Origin of the sequence: Pseudoalteromonas sp. SG41-5 (genome assembly GCF_014164495.1) — a bacterium.
GTDB lineage: Bacteria > Pseudomonadota > Gammaproteobacteria > Enterobacterales > Alteromonadaceae > Pseudoalteromonas > Pseudoalteromonas rhizosphaerae.
In genome coordinates, this window is sequence record NZ_JACJFH010000014.1 from 18757 (window position 1) to 41782 (window position 23026).

At 40.5% G+C, this 23026-nt stretch carries 21 protein-coding genes; 10 read left to right on the forward strand and 11 right to left on the reverse strand.

Annotation, left to right across the window (positions count from 1 at the left end):
- Positions 1-9 precede the first annotated feature (9 nt).
- The gene (locus H5232_RS05835) at positions 10-1143 is read left to right on the forward strand and encodes a peptidyl-prolyl cis-trans isomerase (RefSeq protein ID WP_259400104.1); all 1134 of its coding nucleotides are present in this window, start codon (positions 10-12) and stop codon (positions 1141-1143) included.
- Positions 1140-1682 carry a hypothetical protein gene (locus H5232_RS05840; RefSeq protein WP_145240420.1) on the forward strand — a complete coding sequence of 181 codons (543 nt, stop codon included), beginning with the start codon at positions 1140-1142 and terminating at the stop codon, positions 1680-1682. The genes H5232_RS05835 and H5232_RS05840 overlap by 4 nt, the downstream gene beginning before the upstream one ends.
- Before the next feature lie 140 nt (positions 1683-1822).
- Here the strand turns inward: H5232_RS05840 and H5232_RS05845 are convergent, their stop codons facing one another.
- Positions 1823-2269, reverse strand: a complete 447-nt coding sequence (locus H5232_RS05845; protein ID WP_145240418.1) for an Hsp20 family protein — start codon at positions 2267-2269, stop codon at positions 1823-1825.
- 286 nt (positions 2270-2555) lie between these two features.
- Here H5232_RS05845 and H5232_RS05850 point away from each other — a divergent pair, with 286 nt between their 5' ends.
- The 4 genes from H5232_RS05850 (at position 2556) to H5232_RS05865 (ending at position 7666) form a co-directional block, all read left to right on the forward strand.
- Positions 2556-3053 (forward strand): TlpA disulfide reductase family protein, encoded by a 498-nt coding sequence (locus H5232_RS05850; RefSeq protein WP_145240416.1) that lies wholly within the window; start codon positions 2556-2558, stop codon positions 3051-3053.
- A gap of 123 nt (positions 3054-3176) precedes the next feature.
- Positions 3177-5255, forward strand: a complete 2079-nt coding sequence (locus H5232_RS05855) for a TonB-dependent siderophore receptor (RefSeq protein ID WP_182794565.1) — start codon at positions 3177-3179, stop codon at positions 5253-5255.
- Positions 5256-5394: 139 nt separating this feature from the next.
- Positions 5395-5658, forward strand: a complete 264-nt coding sequence (locus tag H5232_RS05860) for a GrxA family glutaredoxin (protein WP_149983014.1) — start codon at positions 5395-5397, stop codon at positions 5656-5658.
- A 160-nt stretch (positions 5659-5818) separates the two neighbouring features.
- Positions 5819-7666, forward strand: a complete 1848-nt coding sequence (locus H5232_RS05865) for a DEAD/DEAH box helicase (protein WP_182830637.1) — start codon at positions 5819-5821, stop codon at positions 7664-7666.
- 155 nt (positions 7667-7821) lie between these two features.
- Here the strand turns inward: H5232_RS05865 and H5232_RS05870 are convergent, their stop codons facing one another.
- The 5 genes from H5232_RS05870 to H5232_RS05890 form a co-directional block, all read right to left on the reverse strand.
- Positions 7822-9135 carry an AarF/ABC1/UbiB kinase family protein gene (locus H5232_RS05870; RefSeq protein ID WP_182830638.1) on the reverse strand — a complete coding sequence of 438 codons (1314 nt, stop codon included), beginning with the start codon at positions 9133-9135 and terminating at the stop codon, positions 7822-7824.
- 153 nt (positions 9136-9288) lie between these two features.
- Positions 9289-10848 carry an AbgT family transporter gene (locus H5232_RS05875; protein ID WP_182830639.1) on the reverse strand — a complete coding sequence of 520 codons (1560 nt, stop codon included), beginning with the start codon at positions 10846-10848 and terminating at the stop codon, positions 9289-9291.
- 162 nt (positions 10849-11010) lie between these two features.
- Positions 11011-11286 (reverse strand): YfcL family protein, encoded by a 276-nt coding sequence (locus H5232_RS05880; RefSeq protein ID WP_145240403.1) that lies wholly within the window; start codon positions 11284-11286, stop codon positions 11011-11013.
- A 36-nt stretch (positions 11287-11322) separates the two neighbouring features.
- Complete coding sequence (locus tag H5232_RS05885; RefSeq protein ID WP_182767917.1) at positions 11323-12438, reverse strand: ATP-NAD kinase family protein; 1116 nt, start codon at positions 12436-12438, stop codon at positions 11323-11325.
- Positions 12428-12982 (reverse strand): elongation factor P hydroxylase, encoded by a 555-nt coding sequence (locus H5232_RS05890; RefSeq protein ID WP_182830640.1) that lies wholly within the window; start codon positions 12980-12982, stop codon positions 12428-12430. The genes H5232_RS05885 and H5232_RS05890 overlap by 11 nt, the downstream gene beginning before the upstream one ends.
- A 260-nt stretch (positions 12983-13242) precedes the next feature.
- On the opposite strand from H5232_RS05890, the gene H5232_RS05895 reads away from it, so the two are divergent.
- Positions 13243-13947 carry a 2'-5' RNA ligase family protein gene (locus H5232_RS05895; protein ID WP_182740105.1) on the forward strand — a complete coding sequence of 235 codons (705 nt, stop codon included), beginning with the start codon at positions 13243-13245 and terminating at the stop codon, positions 13945-13947.
- Between the two features lie 13 nt (positions 13948-13960).
- Here H5232_RS05895 and H5232_RS05900 read toward each other — a convergent pair whose 3' ends face one another.
- Positions 13961-14314 carry a DUF4112 domain-containing protein gene (locus tag H5232_RS05900; RefSeq protein WP_145240395.1) on the reverse strand — a complete coding sequence of 118 codons (354 nt, stop codon included), beginning with the start codon at positions 14312-14314 and terminating at the stop codon, positions 13961-13963.
- A gap of 34 nt (positions 14315-14348) precedes the next feature.
- Positions 14349-14999 (reverse strand): glutathione S-transferase family protein, encoded by a 651-nt coding sequence (locus tag H5232_RS05905; protein ID WP_182740104.1) that lies wholly within the window; start codon positions 14997-14999, stop codon positions 14349-14351.
- Between the two features lie 109 nt (positions 15000-15108).
- On the opposite strand from H5232_RS05905, the gene H5232_RS05910 reads away from it, so the two are divergent.
- Positions 15109-15954 (forward strand): LysR family transcriptional regulator, encoded by an 846-nt coding sequence (locus tag H5232_RS05910; protein WP_145240391.1) that lies wholly within the window; start codon positions 15109-15111, stop codon positions 15952-15954.
- Between the two features lie 17 nt (positions 15955-15971).
- Here the strand turns inward: H5232_RS05910 and H5232_RS05915 are convergent, their stop codons facing one another.
- The gene (locus H5232_RS05915) at positions 15972-17972 is read right to left on the reverse strand and encodes a winged helix-turn-helix domain-containing protein (protein WP_182784346.1); all 2001 of its coding nucleotides are present in this window, start codon (positions 17970-17972) and stop codon (positions 15972-15974) included.
- 128 nt (positions 17973-18100) lie between these two features.
- Between H5232_RS05915 and H5232_RS05920 the strand changes: the two genes are divergently transcribed.
- Positions 18101-20110: a fused MFS/spermidine synthase gene (locus H5232_RS05920; protein WP_149983023.1), complete on the forward strand. Its 2010-nt coding sequence runs from the start codon at positions 18101-18103 to the stop codon at positions 20108-20110.
- An 81-nt stretch (positions 20111-20191) separates the two neighbouring features.
- Here H5232_RS05920 and aroC read toward each other — a convergent pair whose 3' ends face one another.
- Both aroC and prmB read right to left on the reverse strand, forming a co-directional pair.
- Complete coding sequence (gene aroC, locus H5232_RS05925) at positions 20192-21289, reverse strand: chorismate synthase (RefSeq protein WP_145240385.1); 1098 nt, start codon at positions 21287-21289, stop codon at positions 20192-20194.
- 67 nt (positions 21290-21356) lie between these two features.
- Positions 21357-22292: a 50S ribosomal protein L3 N(5)-glutamine methyltransferase gene (prmB, locus tag H5232_RS05930; protein WP_182794568.1), complete on the reverse strand. Its 936-nt coding sequence runs from the start codon at positions 22290-22292 to the stop codon at positions 21357-21359.
- Between the two features lie 147 nt (positions 22293-22439).
- On the opposite strand from prmB, the gene smrB reads away from it, so the two are divergent.
- A complete protein-coding gene (gene smrB, locus H5232_RS05935) occupies positions 22440-22997 on the forward strand; it encodes an endonuclease SmrB (protein WP_145240381.1) in 558 nt (185 codons plus the stop codon).
- Positions 22998-23026 lie beyond the last annotated feature (29 nt).

Consider the following 23026-nt stretch of genomic DNA (forward strand, 5'->3'; position numbering starts at 1 on the left):
AGCCTAACAATGGCATCATTTAACCAATATAGCGCTGCTGAAGTGCGTTTAATGCAGCAAGTTTATCAACAACACAATGCCAACATTAGTCGCAAAGACGTTCGTAAACATATGTTTGAAAATCAATTTTTATTATATCAAGCAGAACAACATATGCCTGAGCTGCTTGAACGTCAATCTGCGGTAGGCTTTAGCACGCAGTACCATGTTGAGCGCTATTTAATGAACATATTTGACAGGCAACTCAATTTATCAACATCCTATGTTAAAGGAAGTAATCTCACACAATATAATGCCCAGTGGCTGCTCAAAGTATTGCCTAGCTACCCTGCTGATGGCCAATACAACGCTGAACAAATCAATAAAATGCAGCGCACTGAGCTCAGAGGGCTCTTTACAACCGCCGTCAATCTTTATGAGTTTATAGCCCCTTTATCTATGCAAGTACGCTTTCGACTGCACCAAGGTGAAAGTGACTTATTCAAAACTGAAGTGATAAAAAAGCAACAATTTGAGGCGTTGCTTTTAAAAGCAACGCCATTACTTTTAAAGCAAGGGATCAGTATCGCGCACCTAGAAGAACTAGCAAAAGGCGATATTTTAAGGCCTTCGATTCAAAGTTGGCTAGGTATTAAAGACATGATGCACGTTCAAAGCCCAATACTCGACAGTCTTGAACAACAAATATCCGATAAAGAAATAAAAAATTATTATCAGGCAAATAAAGTGCGCTTTAAATACCTTAGTGAAGTGACAGCTTACGGCGCTGCGTTTACTGAGCGAGACCAAGCGGTTCGCTTTAGAAACACAGTACAAGCAAGCTCTTTTACAGATGCATTATATATATCACAGCAAACCGACATTTATGCTAAGTATCACAATAAACTAACTCGCAAAAATAAAAGTAATTGGGCTGTGCAACTGGCTTATACGCTAAAAGCAGAAGAATTATCTGCGGTGATGCGCTCACCTGAAGGTCTATGGGTCGTCATAATTAGTAATAACCATCAGTATAACTACTTTAGCGCTACTGACGAAACGGTTCGCTATCAAGCTAAAAAAGCCATCGCAATACAAAAAGCGCAGCAACGCTATCAGCAAAATTGGCTGGCTTGGCAACAACAAAATGCAGTAAAACTATGAATAAAAAAGCTATCTACATAATTACAGGCGTCGCTTGTTTAGGTTTTTTAGTAATAAATTTAACAACAGAGCGAAAACGTGAAATAGCTCCCATCCGCGCTGCTGATGATTTAACGCCAGTAACGCCCGCACCACAAATAAATAATGCGTCGGCACCGACAGCTATTAATCCAGATATGACTGCTGAAGCGGCGATTGATAGTCACACCTCATTAAAAAATACTGATGCCAGTCAACAACTGCCGCCCATTACTACACCGAGTTACTTGCCTGTCATCGCAAAAAATCCAATCAGTGCGAGTCAGTTTCAAGGCGACTTAACCGATCATCAAGCTTACCTCGATTTTCATAAACAGCAGCAAACTCAGCTCGAGCAACGCTTTGTAATAGCTGCTCAACAAAAAATAACTAACCTTGAAAGCTTGCTCGAAAAAGGCCGTCAAAAAGGCCTCCCTCAACGGCAGCTGCAAGTTGCTATTGATAAAATTGCCGCCTTAAAAGACATGCAAGCCAAATTAAAAAGTAAAGATACAAACTGAACACAGCATCATTAATCATCTGCGATTAATGGTGCGCTAAGCGGACCCGATGTTTAAGCAAAGCTAAAAAAGCCGCCTCAACTGAGGCGGCTACTAAAAATAACAAGTAAATTAGGGGAAAAACACTGTCAAAGGGATGGTTATTTACCTTCTAGCAAGTTACCACTGCCAATTTCAATTTTACGTGGTTTAAGTGCTTCAGGGATCTCGCGTTGCAAGTCGATACTAAGTAGCCCATTGGCTAAATCAGCGCCGAGTACTTTAACGTGGTCACCTAGCTGGAATTTGCGTTCAAAGTTGCGCTCAGCAATGCCTTGATGAATAAATTTGCGCTCTGCGCTGTCATCTTTATTGGCTTTAATGCCAGCAACTTTTAAGGTGTTATTTTCTGACTCTATCGTCAGCTCATTATCACTAAAACCGGCAACAGCCATAGTAATGCGATATTTGTCTTTATCGAGTGCTTCGATGTTATACGGAGGAAAACTTGGCTGCTTGTCAGTGCGAGCGGCCGCATCCATTAAAGATGCTAAATGATCGAAGCCAATGAATGAACGATAAAGTGGTGATAAATCTACTGTACGCATAATAATATCCTCATATTTAAGCGATATTTTGCATGTGCTTTTCGGTTGAACAAGCGCAAGCAAAGTTTAATTAATAATATAAATTTCAATTACTTATGTTTAGTTGGGACCCATCAGGCGTCCTCACTAAACTATATATGGACGGCAAAATTGTTTTCAAGATTATTTTTGAAAAAAGTTTTATTTTTTTCAAAATCTCTTTTTGCCTACTCAATAAAGTGAGGACTCAAAGTTTGCTTTTCAAGTCTTTAAATAGTAATAAGGGGAATTAGCTTTAGAGGTCGATATGAAAAAAGTAACGAGTTTGCTGCTCAATATAATTATGTTAGTTGTGGTGTTTTTTGTAGTGACTACATATCAGCAACGCAATTTACTCAGCTCAGATAGCAGCCCTGCTCCATATTTTAATTTACCTGTGCTCAATGACAGCGAACAACGTATTGATATTGCGATGCTCAAAGGTAACACCACCGTGGTTTATTTTTTTGCGCCATGGTGCACAATCTGTCGTTACAGTATGCCAAACCTAGAAGCGGCATTGGTTGATTCTAATATCAACGCCATTGGCATTGCACTTGATTATAAAAATGAACAAGCAGTTGCGCAGTTTGTTAGTGAACTTAAACTCACAATGCCCATTTTACTAGGCGATAAAAATACCCAGAGTAATTATAAAATCAGCGCCTTTCCTACTTACTATGTAATTGATCAACAACTGCGAATAACCGCACGCTCAATGGGCTATTCAAGCCAATTAGGTATTACTATCAGAGCTCAAAACTAAATGTAACAGCTTGTAACACCTCCCTACATTTGCCTACATTTTCGTACAGTTTACTACGTATTTTTATATATTTTCTCATTACTATAGGTCGCAGTCACACTTACTCATAACCATGGAAGAATCATGTTAGCCACCTGCTTGCCATCACTTTACCGTTTAACGCCACTGGCGTTGTGTTTGCCATTTTTAACGCACGCCAACGTTGATGCTAATGAAGAAATAATAGAGCGTCTTGAAACCGTTTATAAACGCAGTAGCATTACCAGTGAAATAACCGAAAATACTGAAAAACTGATCACTATGCCCGGTGCTATGGGCGATCCACTGCGGGCAGTATTTGCATTACCAGGCGTTGTCGCCGCTGGCGGCTCAATGAGTGAACCGGCGGTACGTGGCTCATCGCCCGATGATAATTTGTTTGAAGTGGATTTTATGCCTGCAGGCTATATTTTTCATGATTTCGGCAGTTCTATTTTCAACAAGTACATTATTCAAGATTTTCAACTTTACTCAGCCGGCTATGGCACCAGTTACAGCAACGCCACCGGTGCCGTATTTGACGTAACACTGCGTAATCCTAAATATCAACCGATTACTACCACGCTTGATCTTACAATGTTTAATGCCGGTGTCTTTGTTGAAGGGCAACTCACGCAGAACACCGCGTTTTATTTATCAGCACGTAAAAGTACATTACCACTGTTCTTCTCTAAAGGTGAAGAGCTTGAAAACGACGATGGTGAACTCAGTGGTATCACCATCAATGATCCCCCAGATGATCATGATTACCAAGGCAAATGGATCTGGGATATAAACAATCAAAACGCCCTAACAGTGTCATTTACAGGCGCAAAAGACTCGGTTGCAGCAGGCTTTAATCAACGCGCTGAACTTTCACTAAAAAATCCTGAGTATCAAGGCGATGCTGATTTTATTCGTGAATTTACCAGCCAAAGTATTTTATGGGATCACTTTAATAAAGACTTTCATTTACGCTTAGGCGTTGGTTCGCTCGAACATTCTGGCCGATTGGAATACGCTAAACGTGCCACGCTAAGTGATGGCTATTTTGATGAAGAACAACAAAAGCAAATCACTTATAAAGGACGATTAAATTGGCGTGTTACTAAAGCCCAGCAACTGGTTTTTGATGCCGCCTATTTTGATAACGACAGTACTTACAGTTACGATAGTTTTCAATATCTTTGTACCGAGCTCGATCCTGATTGCGATCTAAACAAAGGTGAGCGAATAACTGGCAAAGACAAGCTAGCCCTTGATAAGTACTTTGTTGGTGTTAGCCATGTTTGGGTTATTAACGAACAATGGCAAAGCGAAGTCGGCGTGCAATATCAAAGCAATGATTACACTGATGAAGATTTTGTGATGCCGCGCCTTACGCTTAGCTACTTTATTAATAATCACAATAGCATCAATGCTAAATACGGGCATTATAATCGCATGCAAGATATTGACACTCTATTGCCTGAACACGGCAACCCGAATTTACGTTCGCAAACCTCAAAACACAGCAGTTTAGGTTTTGCACAAGAACTTGCCGATGAATGGACATGGTCTATTGAAGGGTATTACAAAACCATGGACGATTTACCGTTGGCATTAAACAATTATTCCGATGCAGCAATTCGTTACAGTAATGATGTAACTGGGCGAGCTTACGGTGTTGATCTATTAATAAACAAAAATAAAACTGATAAATGGTATGGCTGGCTTGCAGTTAGTTATGCCAAAAGTGAACGTACTGACCAACGCCAAAATATCACTCGGGATTATTACGCTGATACCCCTTTAGTTGTCAACATGGTGTTTAATTACCAAATCAGTGAAAAATGGCAAGGGGGCTTTAACTTTACTGCCCGCAGCGGTCAAGCTTACACCCCGATTGTTGGCGTCACAGAAAATTCCGAATTCGAAGGACGTTTTTTACCACAATATGGTGATCCATTTTCTGAGCGTTTCGATGTTTATCATCGGCTTGATCTTCGTTTTGAACGTCAAACCGACTTTTGGGGCTTAGACGGTGTGTTAATTTTAGAATTAATGAACGCCTACGGCCAAGCAAACACCAGTAGCATTGATTTAGATTATCAGAAAGTAACCTCGACTAATGATTTAATTATCAAAGAAAACGAGGATGATTTTGAAATGCGCCCTTCAATTGGCTTTAGTGTTAAGTTTTAATTAGCCACCCCACATACACCTTTAATACTGATTAAAGGTGTATGCAATCATTAAAATAGAATTCATCAATCGTTTTTTTACGCTGTTTATTTTTTCTCAATTAGTTAAGATGAATGTAAATAAAATCGAGGAGAGCGATATGTTAACTGTAATTTTTGGCCGTGAAGGCTGCCCTTATTGTGTACGTGCTAAAGATGTTGCTGAAAAACTAGCAAATGAACGTGATGATTTTAAATACCGTTATGTTGATATTATTAAAGAAGGCGTTAGTAAAGCCGATTTAGAACAATCAGCAGGTAAGCCTTGCCCAACCGTGCCACAAATCTTTATTGACCAAGCACACATCGGTGGTTTCACTGAGTTTGAAGCTTACGCTAAAGAGAATCTTGGACTTTATCAATAAGTTCTGTATAAAATTTGTTAATCAATTTGATTTACCCACAATCAAATTGATTAAATTATGACCAACATCAACTACATACAAATTAGTTTCAATTTATACAAGCATTTGCCTCGTAAATCCTATACAATGCGCGCCTCTTTAAATTCGTTGAGGCGTATTAATGTCAGAACCAGTCACGTTTGAATCTCTAAATCTTTCTCCTGCAATTTTGAAGGCAGTTGAAGAGTTGGGTTACAAGACACCATCTGAAATCCAAGCTCAATGTATACCGTTATTGCTAGAAAGAAAGGACGTACTGGGACTAGCTCAAACGGGTACAGGTAAAACCGCAGCATTTGCACTGCCATTACTTAATAATATTGACCCGTCTGTGAAGCAGCCGCAGATCCTTGTACTCACACCAACCCGTGAGCTTGCGATCCAAGTAGCTGAGGCATTCGAACAATATGCTAAACATGTTCGTGGTATTGAAGTATTGGCACTTTATGGTGGCCAGAGCTACAGTATCCAATTAAGTGCACTTCGTCGTGGCGCGCAAGTTATCGTCGCTACTCCAGGTCGCTTAATCGATCATATTAACCGTGGCACTATCAAGTTTGACAGCTTACAAGCTCTTGTACTTGATGAAGCCGATGAAATGTTACGTATGGGCTTTATCGATGATGTTGAAAACATCATGGAAAAAACGCCGCGCGAAAAGCAAACATATCTTTTCTCTGCGACCATGCCGAAGCAAATTCAAAACATTAGCAGCAAATATATGAATAATCCTGAACAGGTTCATATCTCTGCGCGTAACTCAACGGTATCATCTGTTGAGCAAGTGTTTTGGAATGCCAGCGTACACAAGAATAAAGCGATTGTTCGCTTTTTAGAAGCTGAACAATATGAAGGCGCGATTGTTTTCGTACGTACACGTAACGATACAGTACAACTTGCTGAGTTATTAGAGCGCGAAGGTTTCTCTGCAGCTCCACTTAACGGTGACATGAACCAGCAAGCACGTGAACGCACAGTAGAACGCTTAAAAAGTGGCATGCTAAACGTTGTTATCGCAACAGACGTTGCAGCACGTGGTCTAGATGTTGACCGTTTAAGCCTTGTTATCAACTACGATATCCCACAAGATTCTGAAGCTTATGTTCACCGTATTGGCCGTACAGGTCGTGCTGGTCGTACTGGTAAAGCGATTCTTTTCGTAAAACATAACGAACGTTATTTACTTAAAAATATCATTCGTCATACGAATTCAGATATTGTACAAGTTGAACTACCAACTGCAAAAGTTGTTGAAGAAAAACGTATCGAAGCGTTACAAGCTAAATTAGCTATTGCGCTTGAAAATAAAGATATTACTTTCTTTAATGAAGTAGCAGCTAATATGGCGCAAAAGCTTGAACTTGCTCCTGAAGACCTAGCAGGTGCGTTACTGTGTTTAGCACAGCAACAATCACCAATTAAGGTTGAAGAAGTTAAGATCCAACAACGTGAGCGTAGCGAACGTAATGACCGTAACCCACGTGAGCGTAATGATCGTGGTGACCGTGGTCGTCGTAATGAACGCAGCGAACGCCCTGCACGTGACCGTGATGCTAAACCACGTGAACGTAATAGCCGTGATGCAGGCCCTATGGATACTTACCGTATCGAAGTAGGTCGTGAACATGGTGTTCAAGTTAAGAACATTGTTGGCGCTATCGCTAACGAAGCTGACATCTCAAGCAAGTTTATTGGTGATATTCGTTTACACGACAATCACAGTACGGTTCAATTACCGCAAAACATGCCTAAAGATGTACTTGATCATTTCCAAAAAGTGTTTATTTGTAAACGTCCAATGGGCTTAACATTAACACAAGATCAAGGTCCTGCTGAACCACGTGCTGAACGCTCTGAGCGTCCATCAGGTGACAAAAAACGCAGCTTTAACAAAGATGACAGTGCACGCGGTGATAAGCGTAGCGGTCCTCGTAAAGAACGTCGCCCAGTAAGCTTCACAGCTAAATAAGCAACGACTCTTTAATAAAAAAACCTTGCCACGAAAGTGACAAGGTTTTTTTGTGTCTGGAATAAAGTAAATATTCGTGAGGGGAAGATTTTGTGAAGTCATAAGAGTCGTTGATAGCAATTGCATTGAATGAATATTTGAATTCGCTAAAATAATCATGTTTTTAATAAAATTGGCATAAATAACGCTCTAACATCTATTTTTGCTTCTAAGCGAGCCGCAATCAAATATAAACCAGCAAGTTTACGGTGAATAAATAATGCATCCACTGGTGGTGTATGCCATTGCTGTGCTTGTGCACTAAGTTGCAACCCAGCATCTTTAATATTTGATGCCAGTTGGCTATTTTTAAAATCAAAATCACCATCGTGACGCAGTGGCTCACACGCCATTAAAAATAGCTCTATGACATTATCTTTATAACTGTCACGCAATGTATCTTTAAAATAACCAATCTGAGTGGCCGCATTTAATACACCATCACGATTATTCTCACTGCCTGCTTTAAATAAAGCTAGATAAGCTTGGCTCAACTGAGGCGAAATCTCGCGGGTTGCCCCAAAATCAAATAAAACGATTTTTTGTGTGGCTGGTTGATAATGAAAATTAGCAAAGTTTGGATCTGTTTGTATCAGTCTAAATTCAAACATTTCTTTAAAAAATAACGCAATAAGTTGCTGTGCCACAAAGCTTTGCTCTGCTTTGGGTAGTTCGGTAATTCCCTCTATAGGCTGAGCCTCAATATACTGCATCGTTAATATTTGTTTAGTACTGTGCTCTTTATAGACGTCAGGAACAATAAAGTGTCGGTTATTTGCCAATGCATTTTTATAACGTAATAAATACTGCGCTTCACGATGATAATCAGCTTCCGCTAATAATTGTATTTTAGCCTCTGCAACGAGTGGCTTGATATCAAGATCTTTAGGTAATAAACGAGACAGTGTAAGCAGCGATATAACATTATCAACATCACTGACCACACTTTTTGCGATCCCCGGGTATTGAATTTTTACAGCTAATTGCTCGCCGTTTTCATGGTAGGCCAAATGCACTTGACCAATAGAAGCGGCAGCAAATGGCCTAAGCTCAATATGTGAAAAGCGCGATAACCAGTCATCTCCCCACTGCTCTTTTAATACAGTAATGAGTTGTTTGTGTGGCATGGGATTAGCGTCTGATCGAAGTAATGCAAGTAATTGAGCAAGCTCTGGACTGAGTAGATCCCCAGCATCCATTGACAGTAGCTGCCCTAATTTCATTGCCGCACCGCGTAAGTGTGATAGTTCTGTCGCTAGGTTTTTTATGTTTTTAGGCTGCAGTAATAAGCTCTTATTATCCCAACCCTTTCCTGAAAGAGTACTTTTGGCTCCCTCAAATAACATATTACTCGCGACACTGGTTGCTAATGAGCCTAACTTTGCAAAGCGTGAAAATCGAGATGTAGGAACAGCGCGTTCATTGGCCATACTAAAACCTAGTTAACGAATATATTTACCGGTTTATACGTACCAAGCTGGGTATACGATCGAATTGACAACTGGCTGGATAAAACTAACCACAAAAAAACCTCGCCATTATAATGACGAGGTTTTTACACATAAATATTTAGCCGTGATTTATTAAGGCGCGCCTGCTGGGTACACGTAACTTGCGTCTAATCCAAGCGGGATACCCAGTGCCCAGTAACCGAGTAAAAATAAGCTCCAGCCAATCATAAAAGCGATTGAATATGGCAGCATCATCGCGATAAGCGTGCCAATGCCCGTGCCTTTGACGTATTTTTGGCAGTACACCACAACTAATGGGAAATACGGCATTAAAGGAGTGATGATGTTTGAACTAGAATCGCCCACGCGATAAGCCGCTTGAGTTAAATCTGGCGAGATACCTAACTGCATTAACATAGGCACAAACACCGGGCCCAGTAGCGCCCACTTTGCTGAACTTGAGCCAACAAACAAGTTTACAAAACCAGTTAAAAAGATGATACCGACAACAGTCACCGCACTTGGTAACTGCATGGCTTTTAACAGCTGTGCGCCTTCAATTGCCAGCAGAGCTCCCAAGTTTGATTTACTAAATGCAGCAATAAACAAGGCACAAAAGAACGCCATTACAATATAATACGCCATGCCGCCCATTGCTTTACTCATGGCATCTATCATATCTTTAGAGCTTTTAAAGGTGCCAACGGTAAAACCATACACTGCACCAGGTATCCAAAACAGTAGGAAAATTAGCGGTACGATAGATTGCATTAAAGGCGAGCGAAAATTAGTTAAAGAGCCATCTTCGCTTCGCATTGCAGAGTCCGCAGGGGCTGACACATAAGCTAATAACGCAAGACCTGCAATCATCACTGTACTTGCAATAAAAAACGCGCGTTTTTCGTCGCTACGGGCATCTTCAAATGCAGGTAAATCTTCTTTATTACCATCTAATTCGGTATTTTTTAACCGTGGTTCAATGATTTTATCGGTGATGTACCAGCCTAATAAAATAATGAATAAACTTGAAGCCGAGGTAAACGCCCAGTTATTTAATGGGTTAATCGACATCGCGGGGTTAATAATTTGCGCCGCACTTTGGGTAAAGCTTTGCAATAGTGGATCAATCCCCGACGGAATAAAGTTTGCACCAAAGCCACCACTGACTCCCGCAAATGCCGCCGCAATACCCGCCAATGGATGGCGCCCTGCTGTATAAAATATAACACCAGCTAACGGAATGACTAACACATAACCTGCATCGGTTGCTGTATGGCTGACGATGGCGACTAAAATAATTGACGGTGTTAAAAGTTTTTTAGGTGTCACCTTTAACATTAACTTAAGGCCAGTATTAATAAAGCCAGAATGTTCAGCAACCCCTACACCCAGCATGGCCACTAACACCACACCTAACGGTGCAAAACCGGTAAAAGTTTTTACCATTGATGATAAAAAGGTCGCCAACGAATCACTCGCCAACATATTATTAATAATAATGGCTTCACCGGTACGAGGGTCGATAGCGTCAAAAGTAACACCTGAGAACCACCACGACAGTAGCCAAATTAGTAACATGGCAAACAAAAAGATGATTGCCGGATCAGGCAGTTTATTTCCTACCCGCTCAACAAAATTTAAAAATCGCGCAACTATGCCCGAGGGCATTGCCGCATCTTTATTATTATTCATTTCACTTGTTCCCTAGAGTTTAGTCAGTGGTACTTTAGCGTATCTAGGGAATGAGGTAAATTTTAAGTGAACAGAAAATACATTTTATAGGAACTAAATAGGCTCAATGCACAAAAAAACGGCACTATTGCCGTTTTTTTAAATAACTTTTTATTTAGTCTTTTAAGCGAGTGCTTTTACTTCTTCCCATAATCTTACTACTAGGGCTTTATCTTCTTCGTTAAGCTCACCATTGCGATACGCTTTCACTAAACTTTTTTCAACGGTTTCATTGAGCTCATCTATTTCAAGATTAAGCTCTTCAACTTGCGCATAGCCTACTGCTAAATCAAAATGGCCTCGTAAATAACCACCGGCAAATAACTCATCATCAGTGGCTTTGATCACTAAGTCATCAAAATACTGTTGGGCTGCGTCAATATAATTTACTAAACTCACTTCTACTTCTCCTGATTTTGCAGGGTCTTCTACCAATCAATCTTGATGGCCTACTGCATACATAATATGGTCGTTAAATCCGCAGGTTACACGAATATAACCGCTTAATTCATCATCCAGCTCACTATCGCCTGTATCGCAAATGAGCGGGCGGCCGTTTAAAGCCTGTAATTTAGTTTTGGTAGCCACCACAATAATATTATCCAGCCCTATCGCGCGAATAAGTGCTGGGCTTAACTGTTGATTGCCACGGCCAAAAATATGGCCTTGGCCACCAATTAGCGTGATCACTAATTTAGTGTCGCGCTGATGGGTCATCGCTAATAATTGTTCAGCTGTAAGATCTTGCGCAATTAAGCTTTGATCTGCAACTAAATCAACACCTAATAAGGTATTTTCAAGTCCCATTTCTTGCATAATAGCTGCAACTGTTGAGCCACTGCCCATTACATATAACGTATCTTCATCCATTTCACTGACGACATAGCCGGCAATATCAGCAAGTACCAGCTCGTCGGTTTCTTTACCGCCATTTTTTACCGCTTGTACATAACGTACTTCACTGGGTACTTGCATTTCACCATAACGTTTTGCTTTAACTGTGCCTTGACGAAACGCATCTTCGTCAATATCCATCACATCGGCATCGCCTAAGGTAACTAGTTCACCTTTGACCAGCATTTCGACTACCCGCCCTGCGGCCTTTGGCGTGATTGCATAAACCCCTGAATGAATTTTACAGCCTGCAGGAATGCCAAGTGCCGGTACGCTATCTTCAACCGCATGACAAATATTGCGCGCAGTGCCATCGCCACCAGCAAATAAAATTAAATCAACACCTAGCTGTTGCAATACCTTGGCTGCACGCTCAGTATCATCTGCACTACTGGGGTGCTCGCTTTGATACACAACTTCGGTATTAAAACCAAGATCTGTAGCGGTGCTTTCACCCATTGAGTGATTAACAGTATAAATTGTTATTTTATCTTGATAAGGCAATAACACCTCAAGCGCTGCTTTAGTGCGTAAATTAGCTTTTGGCTCAGCGCCAAGCGCCAGAGCTTTAGCCGCAACACCATCACTACCTTTGAGCGCCACACTGCCACCTAAACCAGCAACTGGGTTTACAATTAGTCCTAACTTAAACTGCATTACTTAACTCCTGAGGATGTTGCCATACAAACTGCCCGGCATTCAATGGCCATGGCGTATTGTAAAATTCGCTTAATGCTTTTAAAAGTGCAGTAGTCCGAGGATTAAAGCCTATTTTTAGGAACTGTAAAAGTTGCTTGTGTACTCGCGCCTGAAAATCAAAACGACAGGTTTGCTCACCATTTAAATTATCAACCGAAACATTAAACTCAAAACCTGTAGCAACACTCAACGCCCACTCGATTGCTTGCGGTTTTACTTCAACGGCTTCAAATTCTGCTTGCTGAGCTTTATCACGGCCATCTGGGCAATACCAATAACCGTAATCTTCGAGTAAACGACGTTTATCACCCGCCACCAGCCAATGAGCTATTTCGTGCAGTGCACTGGCATAAAAACCATGGGCAAACACAATTTGATGATACGGCGTTTTAACATCAGCGGGAATATAAATAGGCTCATGCTCACCTTTGACCAAGCGTGTATTATGGCTGTGGTAAAAAGTGCGTTCAAAAATAGATGTTAAATCGGCTATTTGATGCATAAAAGTCTGATTAATTCGCCTCGGTAAAATGCAACAAATGCACATTAAAATCGAGGCGAATTGTACGGGCTTTTAGCAAGAATGTAAAAGTTGATAACGACTAAGCAGCCATGCGTTATTGTCTTGCCTTTACTTTGCAAATTTAGCTAAGCCAAAAATATGTATTCGCTGCAATCTAGCTCCTTTTATTTACTGTTCAAGTAATAACCCTTATCCTCTTTACACTTACTATCCGAATTTAAGAATAAAATTATAAACCCATGTTCAAATTACTTTTTATAAAACGACCGAAGCTTTTAGTTGTTACTTTAATTACGCTGATAAGTATCCCCCTGCCCTCATTTGCAAAAAGTGTCAGCATCAATGTGTTTGCAATCCCTTCCAAGTCAATCATTAACTTAGTTGAGCAAACTAGTGATGCATTAAAAAAAGAAGGGATCATGAGTTTTTATGAAAAAGGTAAGCCAGTGCACGTTACTTTGTATTTAACTGACTTTGTTGAAGGCTCAGAAGAAGACATTAAACGTGCTGTAAAAAGTATCACCGAGCAACATCAAGAGTTTGCTATAACAGCGCAAGGTTTTAGTGTTACGCAAAGTAATTGGGCATTTATTAACTTACAGTATTCGCCTAAGCTGCAAAGGCTAGCAGATGAAGTAACAATGGCGATTGAGCCATTACGCGATACAAATGCCACAATCCCTAGCTGGGTTAAAAACTACCCCAACAAATTAACGGCATTTGAGCGCTATGGTAGCCCCAATGTATTTCAGAACTTTCAGCCGCATTTAACATTATTAGCTAACGAGAAAAGCCCTAAGCTCGTTATTTTAAATAAACAAATGCAAGCCCACCCGCCTGAAGCGCAGGGTAAAATAATCGGCATTGGGATTGGCATTTCAGACCCGTTTGGCCAACAGAAACAAGTGATTGCAGAATACTTTTTTAATAACGATAAAAACTAACTTATTTTTATCGTTATTGTTTTACTAAGTAGCGTTTCAGTAGACGGGTATTGCGGGTATTTGCTTTAAAGTAAGCGTCAAAAATATCACCGACAAGCGGAATTAGGCCACCAAAAAAATCAATCAACATATTTATTACGATACGTAATTTTATACGCTTACTAACTCCTAAGCGCTGGGCTTCAAATAGAATATAGCTAGATAAAATTAGCCCAGCTAGATCTCCAATACCAGGCAGAATACCGATCAGTGCCTCTACGCCAAACTTAAACCGAGTAAAAGGAATGCCAATACTGCTGTCGGTAAAGCGACTAAACCTTTCTAGCCGCTTTAATGTATCTTGGTGTGATAGCTTAATCTGTTCCATACGTCCTCATAACCTTAGCGCTTGGCAAGTTACTTTAAGTAACATCAACCCCTGCTTCATCGCAAGCAACAATATCAGTTTCTTTTAGCGCTTCGGTGATCCACTGTTGTAATGTAGGGCAACTTAAAACATGCTGACAATAATGCTCCGCCAAAGCTGAAAGTGAAATTTGGTAGGTTTTTAACCTAAGTACTACAGGCGCATACATAGCATCTGCGATACTAAACTCACCAAACAACCACGCATTTGGGTAACTACGTTGTTGCTGGCTGAATATTTCATCAATGCGGCTAATGTCTTTTTTAGCCGCCGCAGATAACTCAATTAGGCGAGTTGCACGAATATTCATTGGCATTTCATTACGCAGCGCCATAAAGCCGGTATGCATTTCAGCGCTTAAACTGCGGGCTGTCGCTCGCTGCGCAGTATCAATAGGCCAAGCTGTATTTGATAAATAAGCATCATTGATGTATTCACAAATTGCCAATGAATCCCATACCTGCAAGTCGCCATCGACTAAGGCGGGTACTTTCTGTACTGCAAAACCGTTTTTAAGCGTTTCATAAAACTCAGGGGTGTCTAATACGAGTTGTTTCTCAGTAAAAATAACATTGAATTTACTCATTAAATACCATGCTCTAAGCGACCATGTCGAATAGTTTTTATTACCGATAAATAATTGCATTTGCGTTCCTTAGTAGTGTTTAATATCCCTAATATAAAGCAGTAGTAAATTAATTACTTACCAATAGTTTTTATACAATACATAAGTAAAATTGATAGATGAGTTAAATATGGATTTAGACGCCCTACGTACTTTTTGCGCTTTTGTTGAAACGGGCAGCTTTACTCGCGCTGCTCAACAAGTATGCCGCACCCAATCGGCAGTGAGCATGCAAATGAAAAAGCTCGAACAAGAGCTGGGTAATCCATTATTTATCAAACAAGGCAGGCAGCTTGTACTATCGTCAAGTGGCGTTCACTTAGCCAGCTACGCAAAACAATTATTAGCACTGCATGATGAAGCCTATAAACAACTTAAAACCGGTGGTGGGCAAACTCGCGTGCGCTTAGCATGTCCTGACGATTATGCAGGCACAGTATTACCTAAAGTTGTGGCTTTATTACATAAACATATACCGCAACTTGATTTACAAATCAGTTGCGCGCCGACCAACCAGCTCAAAACACAGCTAGATCAAGGCTTGCTAGACATGGTGATTGCGACGCGCTCGCCCAGCTCTGAAGAAGGTTATTTTTTAGAATCAAGCAAAGGTGTGTGGGTTAAAAGTGCCGAATTTAACTATCAATCCGCTATGACCCTGCCAGTTGCAATATTTCAACGAGATTGTAAATTTCATCAAGCGGCTATTGAAGGGTTACTAAAGGCTGAACGCCCATTTAACATTGTTGCTTGCTGCGGCTCGCTCAGTGCGCTCACAGCATTAGTAAAAGCCAATCTAGCCGTTGGTGTGATGGCTGAGGTAAGTAACACTCAGGAGCTGGTGACGGTTACTGACTCAACTCTGCCGCCCTTGCCCGTTATTGATATCGTACTATTACACGCAAACCACGCTCATAACCCGATAAAACGAGAGTTAGTAAAGCTAATAGCAGCAGATTATGCACTTACCTTGTGAATCTTGGGTTTTAAAGACTATCGCAGCCTTACTAAGGTGCGTTTTCGCTTTGGCTCAGTAAGATATAAAAGTTGCGTATTATCGTGTGAAGCATTAATTAACATATTACCTTTCTCGTTCGCGATATGGCGTATTTCTGAGTGAGCGCTTTGTAAATCAAACATATTAAGCTCATAACCATCTTCTTGCTCTAAGGTAATACTCAACGTTTGCTCATCGACCGCCAGACCAATAATATCACTATCATCTGCGTGCCATACTTGAGCAAAATTGCCATCTTGATCGAGTCGAAATACCTGTTTGTTATTTGAAAAATAAATCTGATCGTGTTTGTCTAAAGCCATTGCATAACAAGCCAGCCGCTCTCCTTGGCCAGTGAATGGCGATAAACTTAATGTTTGCATGTCTAATTTTGCTGGGTGAAATGTAACGCCATCGTCAGCGCGATATGAAACCAAGATCGCATCTTCATTATAAAACTTCTCTCTGAGATAAAACGAATGATGATGGTGGGCTATTTCTTGATAATCGCCACTTTTTAAATCAATTCGAAACAGTTTATCTTTGCTTGCGGTGATCACTTCTTCGCCATTTTTTGACCAAACAACCCCAAACAGTTCTTCATTATTAGGGTTTGCAAAAATCAGCGTTTGTTTACCTTGCTCATATAAAAATAGCTGTTTTAAACCAAAACGATGGGATTCAAAGACAAACTTAGTTGAATCAGGTGAGAATACCGGCAAAAAATCAACCGACGAGGTATCGACGAGCTTTTCATACTGCTGAGGTGTTGCACTAGTTGCACGCAAAATATCAACATCAATATTTACAAGCTCCATCAATATCTCCTCACCAGATGGCGTGAATGCAGCATCTCGAATAACTTGATAATTATTAAATTCGATATCAGTTGAGTTGCCCTGACGATCAATAAGTAATAGATTATTTGTGTTGCTTATCAGCAAGTATTCACCACTTGGGTGCCAACTAAGCCCCTGAATACCATCTTCAATAACGGCAATTGTTTTACTACTATTATCCGTTAAATTCAGTATTTCAATACGGTAGTTATTTTGTCCTGCTTCATAACCAAGCGCTAGTTGCGTTTGATCTGGCGACAACGCATGTAACTTTAACCAGTCTTGACCCATTGAGGCTTTGATTACCTGTTTTTGTTTAGTTTCTATATTGACGGTCGAAAGCTGCGTATCATTTTTATGTTTTCGTCGCTCAATAAAATAAACCTGATTGTTATTAGTCCATTGTAATTGCTGGCTGGTAACTAAATATTCTTTAAATTCCAGTACGTTGGCGTAATTTAAACTCGTTAGAGTTACCATGTCTAAATTAAAATACGCTAATTGGCTAACATCATTTTGTTTTTCTATAAAAGCCAATGCGCGATTATCCGGACTCCAGCCTAGACTATAGTAGGTCGATGGGTGCTGGGATAATTGTACCTCTTTACCTGTCGTTAATTCTTTTAGCCAGATATGCTGATTATCATTGTCACCGCGAACAAATGCTAAATAATTGCCGTTATTAGATTGCGATTGAGAGGATTCATTGGCTTCATTTGATGTTACAGGCACCAACGCAGAGAAATCAGTTTTAACAACCTGCGTTGCAAATGCGCACCAACCACCAACCAAACATACAATTGTCACGGCAATAAAAGCCAACAACGGCCACTTTACACAGTGAGAACGTGTTTGTTCGTTAAGCTCAAGGCAATAACCCCGTTTCGGGTGGGTAATGATGAATTGTGGATTTTTAGAATCTTCATTTAATGCTTTCCTAAGCAGTGCAATATTGCGTTGCACATTACTTGGGCTAAACACTGAATTAGGCCACACAGCTGCAAAAATTTCTTCCTGGCTTACCACATTGCCCCTATGAGAGTACAAAAATTGGAGCACATCCATAACCTTAGGTTCGACAATTTGTACGCCTTCAGCTGAGGAAATTTTACCACGGCTAACATCGACGTCAAAATTCCCGATTCGAAACCTACCCACTTACAACTCCAATAAATTCATACAAATCATAGATTAAGATTTTCTTAAGATAAACTCAAGGGTTATTACATTGCCGCATTAATTAGTTCAGTTAATGGTTAGGCACCATTTACTAAGTAATAAAAAAGATGCAACGGATATTATCGACATTCATTATTTTTGTGAGCGCGTTTCTACTCTTTCAAATTCAACCTATCTTATCTAAAGAGCTACTACCCGAGTTTGGCGGTGGCGCTTCGGTTTGGTCAACCAGCCTATTTTTTTATCAAAGCATGCTGTTACTCGGCTATTTATATGCTCATTTGTTAAGCCGTTATCAGCTCAAACGACAATTATTTATACACACATTGTTAGTGGCTGTATCGAGCATCATTACTTTTAACACAATTGAAGTCAGTCTATTTTTATCACTAACACCAGCGTGGTCAGTGATTGCTAAATTGTTTTTACAGGTTGGCTTAGTCTTTATGTTACTAAGTGCCACCAGCGTACTATTGCAGCGCTGGTATATTGAATCGACCGCTATGACTGTACCTTATCAATGGTATTCGCTTTCGAATCTGGGTTCACTACTTGCTTTGCTGAGTTACCCATTTATTTTTGAAGTTTTATTTTCAATCGATGAGCAAAAGAGCTATTGGACAGTGGGGTTATTTGCATACTGTATACTGTTATTGTGCCTAATTTATGTATTATTTAGTAATGGCAGTATCGCTGATAAAGCTATTACTAAGTCAAAAACGACTTTGCTCGTCAAACCTAATTGGCTGTGGATTGCGTTCTCAGCAACCAGTTCAATGATGTTGATCGCGACAACTCAGATGATCAGCATCAACATCCCGCCTATGCCTCTGATATGGGCTTTACCATTGGTAATATATTTGCTGACCTTCAGTTATGCGTTTGCATCCGCAAAAAGCTATAATCGCGCCCATTGGACGTACTTATTAATATTTAGCGCATTCGCAGGGCTGATGATGTTTTTCCTTGGCAGCCAATTTAATGCTTTAGCTCAACTGGTGATCTACAGCTTTATTTTATTCATTGTTTGTATGATCTGTCATGGTGAACTTCGAAAACTCGCGCCAGATGGCTCACTGCTTACTGTATTTTATTTATATATCGCTTTAGGAGGAGTGATCGGCAGTTTACTCAGTGCCTTAGTCGCACCGCTACTGTTTGAACAAATAACAGAATTCATTGTGGCGTTAGCTGTAGCGCTTTCATTATTTATATACACGCTACTCACCCAGACGACGAAAACGTCCTCTTGCTATAAAATAGCTTTACTGGCTACGCTGGTTATTTGGGGCACAGGATATAGCTATCTTTTTGTTAATTTTAATCAATACAACTTAGCGTCTGAGAGAAATTTTTACGGTTATGTCACTGTCAAAGACATTACAACGTCTGATCTTGCTGAACGACGCCTAATCGATGGCACAACGATTCATGGCTCACAGCCACTTAATAAACAAACTGAACTCACAAACAGCTATTACCATCACCATACTGGTATCGCTAAATCATTGTCAGCATTAAAAAAGCAACAAGATTTAAATATAGGTATTATTGGTTTAGGTGCTGGAGTTTTAGCAAAGTTTGGCGATAAGTTCGATAAAATCCGCTTTTATGAACTTAACCCTGCGGTTTATAACATGGCCATGAATTATTTTTCATATTTAACAGATAGTCCTGCACGCATTGATGTGGCTATTGGCGATGGCAGAATCACCTTAACTGAAGAGCAAAAAAATAATGCACCGTTAATGAATGCGTTAATTATTGATGCTTTTTCAAGTGATGTTATTCCTACCCATTTACTGACTGAGGAAGCTTTTCAGTTATATTGGCAGCGACTAACAAAAGGCGGCTTATTAATTATCCATATATCCAATAATCATATTGATTTGATGCCAGTGCTCCAAGCTCACAGTAAGCGCTTCGATAAATCTCTGATCAAATTTAACTATAGCGGTACGCAGTTAGGCTCACAATGGGTCGTAATGACGAATAACCAAGCATTTTTAAATTCGATAGCCATGACAGACTTATCACCGATAACACCTTATTCAACAGTACATTTGGCGCAATGGACAGATCAAAAACACAGCCTGATCCCGCTCCTGAAACTTTGATGTCTATCTTAAAATAACCACAACAAAAAAGCGCGATTAACATCGCGCTTTTAAATAATTCTAAATGCTTTTAACTAAACCCTAAACAGAGCCATTTATTGGCCCATGCTCATGATGAACATGCGGGTTTTGACCACGTTGACGTAGTAAATGATCCATTAAAGTAATGGCCATCATCGCCTCGGCAATCGGGATTGCACGAATGCCAACACATGGGTCGTGACGGCCTTTGGTGATCATCTCAACCGATTCATTACTCGTGTTAATACTATTACCGGGGATCGTAATACTTGATGTCGGTTTGAGTGCAATTGACGCGATTATATCTTGCCCTGTAGAGATACCTGCAAGCACCCCACCGGCATGATTTGAGGTAAAGCCATCAGGGGTTAACTCATCACGATGCTCAGAGCCTTTTTGCTCAACCACATCAAAGCCGTCGCCAATTTCAACGCCTTTTACTGCGTTAATACTCATCAGTGAGTGGGCAAGTTCTGCATCAAGGCGGTCAAATACCGGCTCACCTAAACCAACAGGTACATTCTTAGCCACTACTTTTACTTTCGCGCCGACTGAGTCACCTTGTTTTTTAAGGTCGCGCATATAGTCGTCAAGCGCGTCTAACTTGCTTGCATCTGGGAAAAAGAAAAGATTATTTTCAACTTCATCCCAATCGTAATTTTCAGCTTTAATTGGCCCAAGTTGGCTCAAGCACGCGCGTACTTCAATACCATGAAATTGCTTTAGATACTTTTTAGCAATAGCGCCTGCGGCAACACGAATAGCGGTTTCGCGAGCAGATGAACGGCCACCACCGCGATAATCGCGTAGGCCGTATTTATGCCAGTACGTGTAGTCACCATGACCTGGGCGAAATACGTCTTTAATTTTGCCATAATCTTGTGAACGTTGGTCGGTATTTTCAATTAATAAACCAATACTGGTGCCGGTGGTTTTACCTTCAAAAACACCCGCTAAAATTTTAATTTGATCACTCTCACGGCGCTGCGTAGTGTAACGGCTTTGCCCTGGTTTACGACGATCTAAATCGATTTGTAAATCTGCCTCAGTGATTTCAAGACCTGCGGGCGTGCCATCCACAACACCGCCTAAGGCGACGCCGTGGCTTTCGCCAAAGGTGGACACTTTAAATAACTGCCCTATGCTATTACCTGCCATTAACTTTCCTCATTCCTAATGACTACTAAGTACCGAGCCTGAGGCTCGGCTTTGATTTTTGTGGTGATCAGTCTGCGAAATATGCAACGAGTTGTTTTTTGCTGATCATAAATACGCCAAATCCACCTTGCTCAAACTCAACCCATTCAAAAGGCGCATTTGGATAAAGGGCATCCATGTGTACCATAGAATTACCAACTTCGACAAATAACAAACCGTTATCAGTTAGATGATCGGCCGCTTCACTCAAAATAGTACGGGTTACATCAAGACCATCATGGCCTGATGCCAAGCCAAGCTCTGGCTCATGGTGGAACTCACGCGGTAAATCAGCCATATCTTCGGCGTCTACATACGGAGGGTTTGCCACGATCAGGTCATATTTCTGCCCTGGTACACCGCTGAATACGTCGGATTGAATAGGTAATACACGGTCACTTAACTGATAATCTGTGATATTGATATCAGCAACTTCGAGTGCTTCATAAGAAATATCAACGGCATCAACCTGCGCTTCTGCAAAAGTTTGTGCTAATGCAATCGCGATACAACCAGAACCGGTACATAAATCTAAAATACGATTTACCGATTCAGGCTCAGCTAGCCAAGGTGAAAAGCGATTATGTATTAACTCTGCAAAAGGTGAACGTGGGATCAATACGCGCTCATCGACATAAAATGGCATATTAGCAAACCATGCAATATTAGTCAGATAAGGTACTGGCGTGAAATCATTTATACGTTCTGCAATTAATCCCGCAAGGCGGTTTTTTTCGGTGCTAGTTAACCGGGCATGCATTAATTCTTTTGGTGCATCAATGGGTAAGCTTAACGCGGGCAGTAACAAGTTGACTGCTTCATCCCATGCGTTATCAGTTCCATGACCAAAGAAAATACCACTGCTGGCAAATTGACTCGTGGTCCACCGTAGCCAATCGTGTAACGTTGACAGTTCTGCTACAGCTTCATCTAAGGTTGCTTCTTCTATTAATAATTCGCTCATATTCGTTATCTACCTGCTGCTTTAGAAAATATCAATTCAATCGAGGCGCAATTAAGGCCCCATGATTGCCCTATTGTAACGCTTTTTTACACAGTTTTTACTCTGTTTTCACTCGATTTCTAGCGTTTTTTTGTTTAGACTGCCGCTATGAAAAAAGATCCTCTCTCAAACGCAGATATTAGCCCTGACGACATCGATATGTTTCGTCAAAGTATTAATGGTGCCCGTGTATTTAAACAAGACACGCATCGCTTTGCTAACAAACCTAAAATCTCACAAGCTAAGCTGTTTGCCCAGCAAAAAAAGCAACATCAGGCAGAATTTTTCTTTTCTGATGAATATGTGCCAGATATTGATACCAACGGAACGGTTAATTATGTGCAAGACGGTCAAGATCGTTTTTTAGCAAAGCAGTTACGCCGAGGTGACTTTGTACCTGATTTAACCCTTGATTTACATGGTTTAAATAAGGAGTTGGCAAAAGATGAACTCGCAGGACTGATCCATGAGTGCAAAAAGAAGCATTACTACTGTGCGTGTGTAGTACATGGTATTGGTGGGCATATACTCAGACACAAAGTGCCGCAATATTTAGTACAGCATCCAGATGTCATAGCAATACACCAAGCGCCACTTGAATACGGTGGTAAAGGTGCAGTACTTATTTTAATAAACTTACCACAAAGTGATGAATTTAGACGCTAAGCGTTAACGTTATCCCTATTTCAAGGCAA